Origin of the sequence: Gloeomargarita sp. SRBZ-1_bins_9 (assembly GCA_039794565.1) — a bacterium.
Lineage (GTDB): Bacteria > Cyanobacteriota > Cyanobacteriia > Gloeomargaritales > Gloeomargaritaceae > Gloeomargarita.
In genome coordinates this window covers 52785-67498 of sequence record JAUQVX010000008.1, presented here as the reverse complement: position 1 = coordinate 67498, position 14714 = coordinate 52785, and the positions used below count along the sequence as shown (strand labels likewise).

Below are 14714 nucleotides of genomic sequence, written 5' to 3'. Positions count from 1 at the left end.
GCTTATGGAGGACCTAAAAAAGTATCTCTCGACGGCGCCGGTGTTGTTGGCCGTCTGGCTGTTTATCATCGCCGGGATTTTGATTGAAATTAACCGGTTTTATCCCGACGCATTGGCCTTTCCTTTTTAGTTTTTTAGTTTTGGTTAGGAGGTAGTGGCATGAGCGAAGATTTTGTGCGGCCTTGGCGGGGCGACCCGATGCAGGGACATTTGGAGACGCCGGTGAGTGCGGGTTTGGGGATGGCCCTGGTGAATAACCTACCGGCCTATCGTCCGGGGTTGGAGCCGTCGCGGCGGGGACTGGAAATCGGCATGGCCCACGGTTATTTCCTGGTCGGCCCCTTTTACAAGCTGGGTCCGCTGCGGGATTCAGAATACGCCCTGGCGGCAGGGGTGATGGCGGCCTTGGGGCTGGTGGTGATCTTGACGGTCTGTCTGTCCCTCTACGGAAGTGTGGCGTTTGATCGGCCCTCGCCCCAGGGAACGACGGACCAACTGCAAACCACGGAGGGCTGGAGCAGCTTTACTAGTGGCTTTCTCATCGGCGGGGCCGGTGGGGTGCTGTTTGCCGGGGTGTTGTTGTTCTTCCTGCCGGTTTTGCAGGGGATCGGCAACAATCTGTTTAACTAACCTTGACACGACGAGGGCTATAGGGGGCAGACCGGCAGCTCCCTTTATTTTTTTTGACTGGCGTTGGGATTGCCAGTGGTTTACCGAGGAGTTTGTCGGCTGTAATTGGCGACCTGTGCCACCAGTTGCCGCACCTTTGACACATCTTTCCAACCTGGCCGGATTTCCACCCCACTGGACACGTCAATCCCCCAGGGCTGGGTTTGGTGGATCGCCTGCCCACAATTCTCGGGTGTCAATCCCCCCGCCAACCACCAGGGAATCCCAGGGCGCACCGTCGAGGCCAAATGTTGCCAGTTCCAAGTGTGCCCTGTGCCCCCCAACTGCTGGGGATGATAGGCGTCTAGCAATAGCCGATCCACCCAGGGCTGGTAGGCCGCCACCTGAGCCAGGCTGGTCGCGTCCCGTACCCGGATGGCCTTGATCAACCGCAGGTGGGGTAGGGCTTGCCGGAGAGATTGACAATCCGCGGGAGATTCCTCCCCGTGCAACTGAACCGTATCAAAGCCGGCCCTTTGGACGCTCTCTGCCAATTCGTTGAGGGGTATGTCGGCAAAAACCCCGACGCGCCAGACTGGGTAAGGGGCTAACGCCCGGTTAATGGCCCGTTGTTGCGGTGGTGCAACATAGCGGGGGGAGGTGGGCACACAGATGACACCGATGGCCGTCACCCCTATCTGGGCAATCGCCACGGCTTGGGAAATGTCGGTGAGACCGCAGATTTTAACTTCCATTCACAACAACTGGTCCATCAACTGGAATACGGGTGTCGCCGCTGGCCAATCGGGAGGGCTGTTCTGGGTGGTTAACCATTGGCTCAGTAACCGGTGTAACCCCATCAGTTTGAAACTGGGTTCGGCCGCCGCCTGGGCAATGGCTGTCGCCACCGGCAGATGCCCCGTCTCCCCCAGGTCCGTCAACAACACCCGCTGCAGGCGAGTTTCAGAGCGACTAATCAGGTCGAGTAACTGTTGAATGTACTGTTCATCCTGAGTAAGCAAGTACAGGGCACACAGGGCGGCGCTGCGTACCCGGGGCAAAGGGTGACCGGCAAAAGGAGCAATGACGGGGATGGCGGTGTGGGCCTTGAGCCGTCCCAGGGCCAAAAGAATGGCGCTATAGGGTTGGGGCAGGTTCTCCGTGCCCAGGGCCGAAGGGACGCTCTGTTCCTGTAACAGGGCTACCAACGCGGGAATCGCCTGGGGGTCCCCCAATAACCCCAACGCCGTAGCTGCCGCTGCCCGCAGTTGAAAATCTGCCACCTGCAAGCAAGCGATCAAGCCGGGGACGGCCCGCGGGTCACCGATTTCCCCCAGTGCCCGGGCGGCATTGCGTCGCAGGGGATAACCCCCCAGGGCAGTTCGGTCCGACTCATCCTGCAGGGCTGCTATCAGGGCCGGTACTGCCTCCTTAACCCGAAAACGGCCAAGCCACCAGGCGGCATAATACCGCTGGCTCGGGTCAGGGGACTGCAGTTGGGCCAGGGCCTCGGCGACCGTCACTCTGGCTGGCTACCGTTGAGGGCTTCAATCTTGACAATCCGGCCCCCTAACCGGGTAATCCGGCGCATTTCCTCGTTCATCCGGTTGTAGGGGACGACGATAAACACGCTGCCGCTGCGACGAATGGGAAAATTTTGGCGGTCCGTCTGGTCATTCTGGCGCAGACCCACCACCTCGTAACGAAATAGACGCCGGTTGGCATCGTTGAGGCTGGACATCCCGGCACTCGCTGGCCCGTAAAACATCAGCACCACTCCCGCATTAATTCCTCAAACCCTATTGTAAAAGCTGATGGCATCCGGCCCAAATCGTGACAATTTGTAACATGAGCTGAGGTCTGGATGGTCCAGACCCCCCAGGACCTTCAGATGCCGGTTGGAATGGTAGGATAGGGCGTAGCCCTGAACTGACAGAGGAAACTATCATGCGTTGGTGGCCGATCCTAGCCTGTGGGTGGGCATTGCTGACCCTACCAGCCTGGGCGCAAAGCCGTACGCCCATTACCGACCAGTTTCGCATTCCCCCGTTTCGGGATTACACCGGCGACGGGGTACAAAACTTAGATGACCTGCCGGCCCACCAAAAAGCCTACAACGAACAACTGCGGCAATGGGCAGCACGGGTCAACGGCACCCGTTAAGGTTATGTTCCGGTTAAGCTTGGTCCTGACTTGACGGCGGCGGGGAGAGATGCTGTTAAAATGGGGGCATCATCACTGCATCTTTGTGGTGAGTGGATTGGAGTAAAGCTATTTTTTTAGTTGAGGAGTTGCGGCTATGCGTCCCCAGGCATGGTTATCTCTTTCGGTGGCGGGCACGATGGTGGCAGCAGCAGTGGCCCCGGTGAATGCTCAGCCTGCTCCCCGCCTGTATGACCCGCCCGTGATGACGACCCCAGCTGCCAAGGCGGAACCCTGGCCCCCCTTTACGGGTCCGGCCATGCGCGGTAAACCGGATGAGTTGATCCAATTCCCGAAGCCGTCCTACTATGAACATCCCTTTGCCATTGAGCGGAGCATGGAACCATTCCGCATCGGGATTCGCCGGACAACGGGAACTTCGGCCACGCCGGTGACTGACAAGTTCAAGCCGACGCCCTTCCGGGACTACACGGGTGACGGGGTGCAGAATCTGGATGACATTCCCCAGCACCAACGCACCTTCACGGAACAGTTGCGCAAGTGGGGGACGAGTATCAGCACCTGTGCCCGGCAGCGGGGTGCTATGTTCCGGTTGGTGGGTCGGGAGGAGGTGCCCATCCAAATCAACGGCGACCCGGGCCGTATTCAACTGAACGCCAATAACGTGCCCATTTGCCCGGGCTAAGGTTGCGCTTTACGGTTATCTGTTCGTTTTGGCTCCCGTAAGGGGGCTTTTTTGTGGCTTTAAAATTAAGAACGTTTAAGAACGTTGACCGGTCGCAGGGGAATGTCAGCCGTTAGCCGCCAGGAACTCTTGGGGTTGATCGCTCAGTTGGCTTACCGGGAGGGGGACTTTTTGCTTAGTTCGGGGGCGAAGAGTCCCTACTACATCAATTGCAAGACGGTGACGTTGCACCCCCGGGGGGCTTACTTAGTGGGGCAGTTGTGCCAAGCCCTGTTATCGCCGGAAACCGTTGCTGTTGCCGGTTTGACCTTGGGAGCGGACCCGATGGTGACGGCGATTAGCCTGGTTTCGGCCCAGACAAACCATCCCGTGAGCGCTTTAATCATTCGCAAGGAACCCAAGGGCCATGGCGCCTGTAGTCAAATCGAAGGACCGTTGCCGCCGCCGGGGAGTTGGGTGACGGTGGTGGAGGATGTGGTGACGACGGGGCAATCGTTGGGGCTGGCAGTGGAGGTGCTGCGGACGGCGGGCTATCGGGTGGGTCAGGGGATCGCTCTGGTGGACCGGCAGCAGGGGGGCAGCGACTATTTGGCGCAAAAGGGGGTGACGCTAACGGCCCTGTTTACCCTGGCGGAGGTGCAAGCCCTGTATGTCCAACGGCAATCCCAGGCGACGGGGGGGTGAACCATGCCGTTGCCGGTGAGCGTATGCCTGATCGTGCGGGATGCGGCGCCGTTTTTGCCCAGGTGCCTAGCCAGTGTGCAGCCGGTGGCCGCGGAAATTGTGGTGGTGGATACGGGTTCCACGGACGACACGGTGGCCATTGCCCGCCGTTATGGCGCCCGGGTGCATGGGTTTACCTGGCAAGAGGATTTTGCCGCCGCCCGCAACTATGCCCTGTCTTTGGCCCGGCAGCCGTGGATTTTGGTGCTGGATGCGGACGAGGAGTTGCTGCCGGAGGCCATCCCAGGATTGCAGGAGGCTATGGCGGACGCTCGGGTGCTGGTGGTGAACCTATGGCGGCAGGAAGTGGGTGCTCGGCAGACGCCCTATTCCCTGGTGTCGCGTCTGTTTCGCCGTCACCCGGATATTGGTTTTCGCGGGGCCTACCACGAATTGATTGACGACAGTGTGGTTGAGATTTGCCGGCGGGAACCCCACTGGCAGGTAGCGACCCTGGAGACGATTGCCCTGCGGCACTGGGGTTATGTGCCGGAGGTGGTCCAGGCCCAGGACAAGGAGGCGCGCGCCCGACGGTTGCTGGCTCAGGCCCTAGCGCAAAATCCTCAGGATGCCTATCGATGCACCAAGCTGGCTGCCGTTTATTTGGCCGAGGGTGAAAACGAGCAGGCGCTGGCGTTGTTGCAACGGGCGTTAGCCGCGCAGCCCCCAGAACCCATGGTGCAGTACGAAATTTACTTTCACCTAGGGTTGCTCTACCAACGCCAAGGACAGGTGGAGCTGGCAGAGACCCATTACCAAATGGCCCTGGGGGTTCCCTGCCCGGCGCGGGCCAAACTGGGGGCCTACACCAACCTGGGCAGTCTCTATCAGGAGCAGGGTAAATCGGCCCAAGCCCATGAGTTATTCCGGCAAGTGACGGAAATTGCGCCCACGTGGGCTTGGGGTTATTACCATCTGGGATTGGCCCTGCGGGGGTTAAATCGTTTACCAGAAGCGCTGGCGGCTTACCAAAAGGCCCTGGAACTGGACCCCAATTTGGCACCGGCCCACCAAAATATCGGCGTGGTTTGGTGTAAGTTGGGGGATTTGCGAACTGCCCAGCGGCACTGGCAGCAGGCCATTGCGTTATATCAACAACAGGGTTCCCCCGCCGGTCAACAACTGCAACAGGAGTTACAAACCCTCGGGTTGTTGCCCGGTTTTTAGAGGTTTTTTTGCCGATTACAAATCTTTTCCAGTGGTGGGCCGCCCCCCTTGGAACACCTGGAGAATCTACGCTATGATGGGGTCAGAACCGCACCGGATGGCCTGTGATTCCTCATCAATTAACCCTCAAAAACTTTCTGAGTTATCGTCAGGCTACTTTAGATTTTCGCGGTCTGCACACCGCTTGTATCTGTGGCCCCAACGGTGCTGGTAAATCCTCCCTTTTGGAGGCCATGACCTGGGCGCTTTGGGGCAAGTGCCGGGCACCGGAGGCCGATGATGTGATTCGCAGTGGTTGTACGGAAGCGCGGGTGGATTTTAGTTTTTCCAGTGGCGGGCAGACCTATCGGGTGATTCGGGTGCGACGGCGGGGACACACGACAACTTTAGAGTTTCAAATCTGGGCGAATGACCGCTGGCAACCCCTGACCCAGCGCAGCCTGACAGAAACCCAAGAATACATCAACCGGGAACTGAAACTGGATTACCACACCTTCATTCACTCGGCCTATTTGCGCCAGGGGCGGGCCGATGAATTCATGCTGAAAACCCCCAGCAAGCGCAAGGAGGTCCTGGCCAGTTTGTTGCAACTGGAGCACTACGACACCCTGGCTGAAGAAGCGAAAAAGCGCGCCAGCGACCATGAATCCCACATTAGGCATCTGCGGCAAACCCTCAATCAACAGGTCCAAACCTTGGCCCAAGAGGTGGTCGTCCGGGAGCATTTTCAGCAACTCCAGCAACAGATTCAAGCCCAACAGGCGGCCTACGACCGTTGCCAACAGGAGTACCAACACTACCAGCAGCGCCAACAACAAAGGCAGCAGTGGCTTCAGCAGTACACCTGGCTACAACAACAACGGGCACAACTCGCTAGTGGGCGACGGCAGTCCCAGCAGCGGCGTCAGCAATTAGAGCAACGGCAGCAGGAATTGGCCCATATCCTGGCCCAAGCCGACACCAGAACCCAGTGGTATCAGACCTACTACGAACTGCAAAAGCAAGAGGAACAACTCACCCAAAAAGCCCAGCAGCACCGGCAACTCCAAGCAGAATACAACCGGCTGGAGAAGGACTATCAACAGGCCCTACATGAGCTGGAGCTGCAAAAGCGGCAACTGGAAACGGAAATCAAAAATCTACAGGCGAATCAACAACAATGCCTGGCGGTTTGTCGAGAAAGGGAACGGCTAGCCCATGCGTTCGTCCAATTGGAAACTGCCCGGCGTTACCTCCAGGAGCTGGACCGGCGCGCCGACCAGTACCGTCCCCTCTACGACCGCTATCAACAGCTGAACCAGCAGCAGGAGCAGCAGCGCGCCCGTCAAGAGGCCCAGCGCCACGAACTACAACAGCAACTGCAACGCCTGCGGCACCAGTGGCCATCCCTCGCCCACCTCGACCAGGAACTGGCCGCGCTCCAGCAGCAATTGGGGGAACTGGACAAGAAAGAAATCTATCTCAAGCACGTGGAGGAAAAGGGCAAAGAGCGCAAGAGCTTTCAGGACCAGCTCAAGGCCCGCCTGCAGAATTACCAAGCACAAATGGCCCAGCTCCAGCAAAAAATGGCCCTTTTACGGGAACCGGAGGCGGTTTGTCCCCTATGTGCCCGGCCCCTGGATGCCCAACACTGGCAACTGGTTCACCAAAAACAGCAACTCGAGCAACGGGAATTGGAGGAGGCCATCTGGCTGACCCAGGAGCAAATAACGGTTACTGAGCGGGAGATTGAGGTCCTGCGTCAGGAGTACCGGGAGGTCAGCAACCAGTTGAAAGCCAGGGAACGCCTGCACCAGAAACAGGGGCAATTGCTCCAACAAATCCAGCACCGACAAGACCTGCAAGCGCAAATTACCGACCTGGAAGCCCGGTTACAGGCCCTGGAGCAGGCTTTAGCTCAACCGGTGGTCGATCCGGAAATGGAGCAACTCTGTGCCCAGATGGCGGCCATCGGCTATGACGAAAAGGAACATACCTGCGCCCGAGCGGAGGTCGAAAAGTGGCGGTGGGTGGAAATCAAACAGGCAGAAATCGAGAATGCCGAACGGATGTATGCCAACTTAGCCCAACAACTGGCCAATCTGACTCAAAGGCAGCAGGCCCTAGAGGAAGAGATGGCTCATTTTACCCAGCACTCACCCCTGTGCTATGCCCTCGAACAGTGCCGGAAACAACTGGCGGAGCTGGCCTATGACCCGGCTGCCCATCAGGCCCTACGCCAACAACTCAAGCAGTACGAACAAGCACCCTTGTATTACCAAGAGCTGCAAAACGCTCAGCAGGAATACCCCCGCCTACAGACGGAACTGGCAGCGTTGACGGCGGCAGAGGCAGAACAGGCTCGGCAATTGCAGCAGTTGGACGAGCAACTGGCGCTGCTGGAGCAGACCCTGGCGGATTTCCCCGACCTGAGTGAGCGCCTCCAAGGGTTGGAGACAGAAATGCAGCAGCAGTGGCAACGTCTCCAGGCCCAGTACATCGAAAGCGGCAAATTGCAAGAGCAGTTACATCAACTGGTGCAACTGCAAGAGAAGCACCAGCAACTACAACAGGAGTTGGCCCAGCACGAGCATCACTATCAGGTATATCAGGCGCTGACCCAAGCCTTTGGGAAAAACGGCATCCAGGCGTTGATGATTGAGCAGGTGTTGCCCCAGCTCGAAGCGACGGCCAATCACATCCTGGGACGCTTGACCAACAACCAGTTACACGTCAGCTTTGTGACCCAAAAACCGAAAAGAAGTGGCAACCACCGGAACCAGATGATTGAAACATTGGACATTGTTATCGGCGATGCCCAGGGCACCCGTCCCTACGAGACCTACTCCGGAGGTGAGGCGTTTCGGGTGAACTTTGCCATTCGCCTGGCCTTGGCACGGCTGTTGACCCAGCGGGCCGGCGCAACCCTACAGATGTTAATTATTGACGAGGGGTTTGGGACGCAGGACGCCCAGGGGTGTGACCGTTTGTTGGCGGCTATTAGTGCCATCGCCGATGAGTATGCTTGTATTTTGGTGGTGACGCACATTCCTAGTCTGAAGGAGGCGTTTCCTGCCCGCATCGAGGTGACCAAAACGGAGGCGGGTTCCCAGGTGCAGTTGGTGGTGTGATGCGGATTGCCATTGTAGGTGCAGGGGTGGTGGGGGCGGCCATTGCCTGGGAGTTAGCAGGTGTCCCGGAGTGGGAGGTCTCGGTTTATGAAGCCCAAGCCGAACCGGCACAAGGGGTGACCTCGGCGGCCCTGGGGTTGGTGATGGCGGTGTTGAGCGACCGGGGGACGGCGAAACGGTTAGCCAGTCTGCAGCGTTACCACGAAATCTTGGCGGATGCGGATGTGCCCGGTAACCGGCGGGGACTGTTGCGCTTGTATGCCGATGCAAGTGCCTGGCTGAAGGTGGACAAGCTAGTGGCACGGCGACGGGCGCAGGGATGGTCGCTGGAGCTGCTGAGCCCTGTGGAGATACGGGCGCGTTTTCCGGCCATCGCTGCCCAAGGGTGGGTAGGGGCGGTTTTTTCTCCCCAGGAATGGCAATTCCATCCCGTGCTTTTAACCCGCTACTGGTTAACGGCAGCCCAGGCGCGGGGGGTGCAGGTGCATTATCAAACGCCGGTGTTGCGGGTGATTCCTGAACAACCCCTGCGATTGCAGATACCGGGGGGTGAACAAACGTGTGATGTGCTGGTGGTGAGTGCGGGTCTGGGTTCGACTCAGATTCCGGGGTTGACGGCCCCCTTTCGCCTGGAGCCGGTGTTGGGGCAGGCGGTGGAGGTGTTTTGTCCAGAATTGGCGGATTATCCGGTCCTCTACGGCCAGGACGTTGCCATCGTGCCCCAGGCGTCCGGCCAGGTGTGGGTGGGGGCGACGGTGGAAACCAGGACAACGCCGGACCCGCAGGCGTGGGAACAGCTCTGGCAAGGAGCGGTGGCCATGTGTCCGGTCCTGGGGGGGCGACCCTGGCAACGGCAATGGCATGGTTTGCGCCCACACCCGGTCGAGCAGACCGCACCCATCGTGCAGCGCGATCCCCAATGTCCCCAGGTGATTTGGGCCACAGGCCACTACCGCAATGGCGTCCTTTTGGCCCCCTGGACAGCCCAACAGGTGCGGCAGATGATCAGCACTTAGTTTCCAATTGATAGACTTCCCCAGCGAGTGAGGAAAGCTTCTATAAAAACCGATGGGGACAGCCGGGCAAGATTTGTTTGCGTTTGACGCGTCAACGTCAGTTGTCAACGATTCGACGCAACTACGGGACTTTCCAGCGCTGGTCGTATGGTTGGCAGACACAAATCTTTACAAATTGACGCATCGGTTATCCATCCCGAAACAGGGGTAATGGGGGACAGCGGCACGCTTAATCATCACTGTTGGTGACCCGCTGCTGCCAGAAGGTCAATTTTTCCGGGAAACGACCGGCAAGAATGGCCTGGCGCAAACCGGCGGTAAAGCGCATCAGTTCGGTGATGTTGTGAATGGAAAGCAGGGTATAGGCCAGCAACTCTCGGGCGCGAAACAGGTGACTTAAATAGGCCCGGCTGAAGTGTTGGCAGGTGTAGCAGGGGCAAGTGGGGTCTAAAGGCCGTTCGTCCCGCTGAAAGGCTCGGTTTTTCAGGTTCCACCGTTCCCCCTGCACCAGGACCGCGCCATGCCGCGCCAAGCGGGTGGGCATCACACAGTCGAATAAATCCACGCCGGCGGCAATGGCTAGGGCCATTTCTCGGTAGGTGCCCACCCCCATCAAGTAGCGGGGCCGGTCGGGGGGCAACTGCGGCGCTACCTGCTGCACGATGGCATGGATGTGGGGCACGGGTTCGCCCACGCTCACACCGCCAATGGCGTAGCCGGGCAAGTCGTACTCCAGGGTGTATTGCAGGGAAAGCTGCCGCAAGTCGGGATAAATGCCCCCCTGGACAATCCCAAATAACGCCTGGTCCGCCCGTTGATGCGCCCGTACACAGCGCCCTAACCACCGGTAGGTCCGTTCCACCGCCTGTTTGACCTCGTCATAGCTGGCCGGATAGGGGGGGCATTCGTCAAAGGCCATGATCACGTCCGCCCCTAGGGCGTTTTGGATAGCGATGGCTTTCTCCGGCGTGAATTCGACCCAATCGCCGCTGCGGGGGGAACGAAAGACCACACCTTCGTCGCTAATCTGGCGTAGGGCGCTCAGGCTGAACACCTGAAATCCCCCGGAATCGGTGAGGATGGGTCCCGGCCACTGCATAAACCGATGTAACCCGCCGCAGTGGGCTACGATGTCTTCCCCCGGTTGCAGGTGCAGGTGGTAGGTGTTGCTGAGGATCATCTGGGCGCCGGTGCGGGCCAATTGGTCGGGGGCGACACCTTTGACCGTCGCCAGGGTGCCCACCGGCATAAAAGTCGGCGTCAACACCACCCCATGGGGGGTCTCCAACTGACCGGCCCGGGCGTGGGTCTGGGAACAGGTCTGCTCGATCACAAACCGAAAGGCGCTCACGGGCTGGTTAGTCCTTACCTCTGCTAGAGTTTTAATTAACAAGATTTAACGTTTCAGCCACCTATTCCTGTTGCCCCTATGACAGCGCTTATTCGCAATGTGGCTATTATCGCGCACGTGGACCACGGCAAGACCACGCTGGTGGATGCCCTACTGCAGCAGGCGGGGGCCTTTCGCCAGGGGGAAAAGGTGCCGACCTGTGTGCTGGACTCCAATGACCTAGAGCGGGAGCGGGGCATTACCATCCTGGCTAAAAATACCGCCGTGCGTTACAAGGATTACCTCATCAATATCGTGGATACGCCAGGGCACGCGGATTTTGGGGGCGAAGTGGAACGGGTGCTGGGGATGGTCGAGGGCTGCCTGCTCATCGTAGATGTCAATGAAGGCCCCATGCCCCAGACGCGGTTTGTGCTGCGCAAGGCCTTGGAAAAGGGGCTGCGGCCGATTGTGGTGTTAAACAAGGTGGACCGGTTGCGGGGCGACCCGTTCGTGGCCCTAAACAAGGTGCTGGATTTGTTTCTGGAGCTGGGGGCGGACGACGACCAGTGCGAGTTCCCCTATTTGTTCGCCTCAGGAATGGCCGGCCATGCCCGCTGGCGGTGGGAAGATGAACCGGTGGATATGCAACCCCTGTTTGAAGCCCTCATTCGCTATGTGCCGCCCCCAGCGGGGGATGACAGCAAGCCTTTGCAACTGCAAGTCACCACCCTGGATTACTCGGACTACCTGGGGCGGATTGTCATCGGCAAGATTCACAACGGGCGGATTACCACTGGGCAAACGGCGGCCCTGGTTACGGCGGAGGGTAAAATTATTCGCGGCAAGGTCACCAAGCTGTTCGGCTTTGAGGGCCTGGAGCGGGTGGAGCTGGAATCGGCAGGCGCTGGTCACATCGTGGCGGTAGCCGGGTTCAACGAGGCCAACATCGGCGAAACCATCACCTGCCCGGACAACCCCCTGGCCCTGCCCCTGATCAAGGTGGACGAGCCAACCCTACAGATGACCTTTTCCGTCAACGATTCCCCCTTCGCCGGCCAAGAGGGCAAATTCGTCACGTCGCGGCAGTTGCGGGAGCGCCTATTCCGGGAGCTGGAAACCAACGTGGCTCTGCGAGTGGAGGAGACGGAAGACACGGACCGCTTCTTGGTATCGGGGCGTGGCGAATTGCACCTGGGTATTCTCATCGAAACCATGCGCCGGGAGGGCTACGAGTTTCAAGTGTCCCAGCCCCAGGTGATTTACCGGCAAATTGACGGCCAACCCTGCGAACCCTATGAGTACCTGGTGCTGGATGTGCCGGACGAGGCCGTAGGCAGTTGCATTGAGGCCCTCGGTCCCCGGCGGGGAGAAATGCAGGACATGCAGGTAGGGGGCAACGGGCGTACCCAATTGGAATTCATCATCCCGGCGCGGGGGTTGGTAGGCTTTCGCAGCGAGTTTTTGCGTCTGACCCGGGGCGAGGGCATTCTGAGCCACAGTTTCCTAGACTATCGCCCCCTGGCCGGCCCCATCGAAACCCGCCGCAACGGGGTGCTCATCGCCCTCGAAGAGGGGGAAGCCACCTTTTACGCCCTGAAAAACGCCGAAGACCGGGGGGTGTTTTTCATCACGCCGGGCACCCGCGTCTATAGGGGCATGATCGTGGGGGAGCACAACCGGCCCCAAGACCTGGAACTCAACGTCTGCAAAACCAAGCACCTGACCAACATGCGCGCAGCCGGAGCCGAGGAACTCACCCAACTCCAACCACCGGTGGAAATGACCCTGGAACGGGCACTGGAATACATCGGTCCCGATGAGCTGGTGGAAGTGACCCCTAAATCCATTCGCCTGCGCAAGGTGAACAAAAAATTGGCCCGCCGTTAACCGGCCCGCCCCAGCACAAACAGATTCCCCTTATCCCCCCGGCTAATGCGCAGGTCAATGTCCAGATAGGTGATGTCCAGCCAGCCCTGGGACCGGTTGCTGTCCAGGGGGATGCGCACCAAAGGCAGGTTGTCCTCCTGCTCCAGGCGACTTAGCCAACGGGTGGGATTTTGTTGGTAGCCCACCAGCGCCTGCAACCCCACCAGACTCTGTTCAAAGTAAATGGCAATCCGGCTGGGACTAACCACCTCAAACCGGGCCTTGACCGTTACCAACCCCTCCAACCCCGGCAACCCCTGCACCTCAGCAACGTTGTACACCCGATTGCGGTCGGCTTGGATCACCTGGTAGATCTGGCCCAGGGTGACCACCGGCAAGCGCCCCAAACTCAGCACATCCCGGCTAGTGGTGTAGAGCAACTGCCAACACCCGCTCAGGAGTTCCGTGGCCTGCACCGGGTTGAGCGTGGGATTTTGGGCTTCTAACCGGCGCACCAGTTGGTCAATCTCCGCCTGCAGCTGGGGGGTCACCAACAATCCCCGATTGGTCGCCGCCACGGCCTGTAACAGTTTTAACTTCTCCTGCATGGTGCCCTAACACCCCACCGCTATTAAAGTAGGTTTTTCAGGTCCACACAAGCCGGTCATGACCCAGCGATTTGACAGGTCCCCCCCGCCGCCGTGATTTTTTGCTCAGCCGACGCGCTAAAAGCCGCTGCCACCACCGTAATAGGCCGGTCAATTTCCCCATCCCCCAGCACCTTTAGCGGCCCCTGGGGTTGCTTGACCCAACCGGCTGCCTGCAAAGCCTCCAGGGTAATGGGTTGCGGGCCATCCCAAGCCACCAACCGCCCCACATTGATCACCGTATAGCGCTTGGGATGGACGGGCGTAAACCCATGCAATTTGGGAATGCGGCGATACAGCGGGTTTTGCCCCCCCTCAAAGCCTGGGCGCGTCCCCCGGCCCGAACGGGATTTTTGCCCCCGCATGCCAAAACCACAACTGGCCCCTTGCCCGGCGCTAATCCCACGACCGACCCGCCGCCGCCGTTTGCGGGAACCCGGTTGGGGACGGAGTTCATGCAGTTTCATGGCGCTCACCTACGTCGTACAACTGTTCCACAGGAATCCCGCGCTCTTTGGCCACCTGGGAAAAGGTGCGCAGACTGGCCAAGGCGGCAATCGTTGCCCGTGCATTGTTCAAAGGATTGCTGGACCCCAACTGCTTGGCCAGAACGTTTTTCACCCCCGCTAGCTCTAGCACCGTACGCACCGCTCCCCCGGCGATCACTCCCGTTCCTGGTGCTGCCGGTCGCATAAATACGGTCGCTGCCCCGGCGCTGGCCTGAGTAGGATGGGGAATCGAGTTAGTCCGGGTCAAAGGCACTGTGATCAGATGTTTCTTGCCATCGGCCACCCCCTTACGCACGGCGCTGCTGACGTCATTGGCCTTGCCGACCCCGACGCCCACCTGACCCTTCTCGTTGCCCACCACCACAATTGCCCGGAAGCTGAGTTTTTTACCCCCCTTGACCACCTTGGTCACCCGCCGGGTCTGCACCACCCGTTCCTGCCATTCCGGTTCCTTTTCGGGGGTGCGGGCTGCTTTACTGCGACGCTCTTTGGCCATAGCTCACCACTCCTTGACTAGAACTCCAATCCCGCTGCTCGGGCTGCCTCTGCCAGAGCCTTCACCCGTCCGTGGTACAGGTAACCCCCCCGGTCAAACACCACCCTGCGGATGCCCTGGGCCAAGGCCCGCTCGGCAATCAACTGCCCCACCCGGGTAGAGGCCGCACAGGTGGCGCCGTTATTGTCCAGTTCCTGGCGCAGGGCCGGCTCCAGGGAAGAGGCCGCCGCTAGGGTGTGATGGCGGGTGTCGTCAATCACCTGGGCGTAAATGTGCTGGTGTGAGCGAAATACGGCCAAACGGGGGCGCTCCGGTGTCCCAAAGACCCGCTTGCGGATACGCCGATGGCGGCGCTTGATGGCTTCAATACGGCTCAGTTTCATAGCATCA

The 14714-nt window shown here is 59.4% G+C and carries 17 protein-coding genes; 9 read left to right on the top strand and 8 right to left on the bottom strand.

Going from position 1 to position 14714, the window contains the following annotated elements:
• Nucleotides 1–4 precede the first annotated feature (4 nt).
• Together Q6L55_08310 and Q6L55_08305 are read left to right on the top strand one after the other, a co-directional pair.
• On the top strand, nucleotides 5–130 hold the full coding sequence (locus Q6L55_08310) for a photosystem I reaction center subunit IX (GenBank protein MEN9258714.1): 126 nt from the start codon (nucleotides 5–7) through the stop codon (nucleotides 128–130).
• 29 nt (nucleotides 131–159) lie between these two features.
• A complete protein-coding gene (locus tag Q6L55_08305; protein ID MEN9258713.1) occupies nucleotides 160–630 on the top strand; it encodes a photosystem I reaction center subunit XI in 471 nt (156 codons plus the stop codon).
• An 80-nt stretch (nucleotides 631–710) separates the two neighbouring features.
• On the opposite strand, the gene Q6L55_08300 is transcribed toward Q6L55_08305, so the two are convergent.
• From Q6L55_08300 to Q6L55_08290, 3 genes are read right to left on the bottom strand one after another with little or no spacing between them, the layout of a single operon-like run.
• Complete coding sequence (locus Q6L55_08300) at nucleotides 711–1364, bottom strand: phosphoribosylanthranilate isomerase (protein ID MEN9258712.1); 654 nt, start codon at nucleotides 1362–1364, stop codon at nucleotides 711–713.
• Nucleotides 1365–2132 (bottom strand): HEAT repeat domain-containing protein, encoded by a 768-nt coding sequence (locus tag Q6L55_08295; protein MEN9258711.1) that lies wholly within the window; start codon nucleotides 2130–2132, stop codon nucleotides 1365–1367.
• A complete protein-coding gene (locus tag Q6L55_08290) occupies nucleotides 2129–2377 on the bottom strand; it encodes a phycobilisome linker polypeptide (protein ID MEN9258710.1) in 249 nt (82 codons plus the stop codon). The genes Q6L55_08295 and Q6L55_08290 overlap by 4 nt, the downstream gene beginning before the upstream one ends.
• Before the next feature lie 179 nt (nucleotides 2378–2556).
• Between Q6L55_08290 and Q6L55_08285 the strand changes: the two genes are divergently transcribed.
• The 6 genes from Q6L55_08285 to Q6L55_08260 all read left to right on the top strand — a co-directional run bounded on the left by Q6L55_08285 (nucleotide 2557) and on the right by Q6L55_08260 (nucleotide 9473).
• Nucleotides 2557–2772 carry a hypothetical protein gene (locus Q6L55_08285; GenBank protein MEN9258709.1) on the top strand — a complete coding sequence of 72 codons (216 nt, stop codon included), beginning with the start codon at nucleotides 2557–2559 and terminating at the stop codon, nucleotides 2770–2772.
• A gap of 136 nt (nucleotides 2773–2908) precedes the next feature.
• Nucleotides 2909–3457, top strand: a complete 549-nt coding sequence (locus tag Q6L55_08280) for a hypothetical protein (protein MEN9258708.1) — start codon at nucleotides 2909–2911, stop codon at nucleotides 3455–3457.
• Nucleotides 3458–3559: 102 nt separating this feature from the next.
• Complete coding sequence (gene pyrE, locus Q6L55_08275; GenBank protein MEN9258707.1) at nucleotides 3560–4141, top strand: orotate phosphoribosyltransferase; 582 nt, start codon at nucleotides 3560–3562, stop codon at nucleotides 4139–4141.
• A 3-nt stretch (nucleotides 4142–4144) separates the two neighbouring features.
• On the top strand, nucleotides 4145–5347 hold the full coding sequence (locus tag Q6L55_08270) for a tetratricopeptide repeat protein (protein MEN9258706.1): 1203 nt from the start codon (nucleotides 4145–4147) through the stop codon (nucleotides 5345–5347).
• A 104-nt stretch (nucleotides 5348–5451) separates the two neighbouring features.
• Nucleotides 5452–8457 (top strand): SMC family ATPase, encoded by a 3006-nt coding sequence (locus tag Q6L55_08265; GenBank protein MEN9258705.1) that lies wholly within the window; start codon nucleotides 5452–5454, stop codon nucleotides 8455–8457.
• The gene (locus tag Q6L55_08260) at nucleotides 8457–9473 is read left to right on the top strand and encodes an FAD-dependent oxidoreductase (GenBank protein MEN9258704.1); all 1017 of its coding nucleotides are present in this window, start codon (nucleotides 8457–8459) and stop codon (nucleotides 9471–9473) included. Before Q6L55_08265 ends, Q6L55_08260 begins: the two co-directional genes overlap by 1 nt.
• Before the next feature lie 229 nt (nucleotides 9474–9702).
• On the opposite strand, the gene tgt is transcribed toward Q6L55_08260, so the two are convergent.
• Nucleotides 9703–10824, bottom strand: a complete 1122-nt coding sequence (gene tgt / locus Q6L55_08255; GenBank protein MEN9258703.1) for a tRNA guanosine(34) transglycosylase Tgt — start codon at nucleotides 10822–10824, stop codon at nucleotides 9703–9705.
• Between the two features lie 78 nt (nucleotides 10825–10902).
• On the opposite strand from tgt, the gene typA reads away from it, so the two are divergent.
• Nucleotides 10903–12693: a translational GTPase TypA gene (typA, locus tag Q6L55_08250; protein MEN9258702.1), complete on the top strand. Its 1791-nt coding sequence runs from the start codon at nucleotides 10903–10905 to the stop codon at nucleotides 12691–12693.
• On the opposite strand, the gene Q6L55_08245 is transcribed toward typA, so the two are convergent.
• Genes Q6L55_08245 through rplR form a run of 4 tightly spaced genes read right to left on the bottom strand, consistent with a single transcriptional unit; the run spans nucleotide 12690 to nucleotide 14707 of the window.
• The gene (locus Q6L55_08245) at nucleotides 12690–13280 is read right to left on the bottom strand and encodes a PAP/fibrillin family protein (GenBank protein MEN9258701.1); all 591 of its coding nucleotides are present in this window, start codon (nucleotides 13278–13280) and stop codon (nucleotides 12690–12692) included. The genes typA and Q6L55_08245 overlap by 4 nt on opposite strands.
• A gap of 56 nt (nucleotides 13281–13336) precedes the next feature.
• A complete protein-coding gene (rplO, locus tag Q6L55_08240; GenBank protein ID MEN9258700.1) occupies nucleotides 13337–13786 on the bottom strand; it encodes a 50S ribosomal protein L15 in 450 nt (149 codons plus the stop codon).
• Nucleotides 13773–14324, bottom strand: a complete 552-nt coding sequence (gene rpsE, locus Q6L55_08235) for a 30S ribosomal protein S5 (GenBank protein MEN9258699.1) — start codon at nucleotides 14322–14324, stop codon at nucleotides 13773–13775. Before rpsE ends, rplO begins: the two co-directional genes overlap by 14 nt.
• Before the next feature lie 17 nt (nucleotides 14325–14341).
• Nucleotides 14342–14707 (bottom strand): 50S ribosomal protein L18, encoded by a 366-nt coding sequence (gene rplR, locus Q6L55_08230; GenBank protein MEN9258698.1) that lies wholly within the window; start codon nucleotides 14705–14707, stop codon nucleotides 14342–14344.
• Between the last annotated feature and the right edge of the window lie 7 nt (nucleotides 14708–14714).

Bases quoted from the DNA above. Each gene is read 5' to 3' on its own strand.
- Q6L55_08310 (MEN9258714.1), top strand. From the start codon at position 5: ATGGAGGACCTAAAAAAGTATCTCTCGACGGCGCCGGTGTTGTTGGCC.
- Q6L55_08305 (MEN9258713.1), top strand. From the start codon at position 160: ATGAGCGAAGATTTTGTGCGGCCTTGGCGGGGCGACCCGATGCAGGGA.
- Q6L55_08300 (MEN9258712.1), bottom strand. From the start codon at position 1,364: ATGGAAGTTAAAATCTGCGGTCTCACCGACATTTCCCAAGCCGTGGCG.
- Q6L55_08290 (MEN9258710.1), bottom strand. From the start codon at position 2,377: ATGTTTTACGGGCCAGCGAGTGCCGGGATGTCCAGCCTCAACGATGCC.
- Q6L55_08285 (MEN9258709.1), top strand. From the start codon at position 2,557: ATGCGTTGGTGGCCGATCCTAGCCTGTGGGTGGGCATTGCTGACCCTA.
- Q6L55_08280 (MEN9258708.1), top strand. From the start codon at position 2,909: ATGCGTCCCCAGGCATGGTTATCTCTTTCGGTGGCGGGCACGATGGTG.
- pyrE (MEN9258707.1), top strand. From the start codon at position 3,560: ATGTCAGCCGTTAGCCGCCAGGAACTCTTGGGGTTGATCGCTCAGTTG.
- Q6L55_08270 (MEN9258706.1), top strand. From the start codon at position 4,145: ATGCCGTTGCCGGTGAGCGTATGCCTGATCGTGCGGGATGCGGCGCCG.
- Q6L55_08260 (MEN9258704.1), top strand. From the start codon at position 8,457: ATGCGGATTGCCATTGTAGGTGCAGGGGTGGTGGGGGCGGCCATTGCC.
- typA (MEN9258702.1), top strand. From the start codon at position 10,903: ATGACAGCGCTTATTCGCAATGTGGCTATTATCGCGCACGTGGACCAC.
- Q6L55_08245 (MEN9258701.1), bottom strand. From the start codon at position 13,280: ATGCAGGAGAAGTTAAAACTGTTACAGGCCGTGGCGGCGACCAATCGG.
- rplO (MEN9258700.1), bottom strand. From the start codon at position 13,786: ATGAAACTGCATGAACTCCGTCCCCAACCGGGTTCCCGCAAACGGCGG.
- rpsE (MEN9258699.1), bottom strand. From the start codon at position 14,324: ATGGCCAAAGAGCGTCGCAGTAAAGCAGCCCGCACCCCCGAAAAGGAA.
- rplR (MEN9258698.1), bottom strand. From the start codon at position 14,707: ATGAAACTGAGCCGTATTGAAGCCATCAAGCGCCGCCATCGGCGTATC.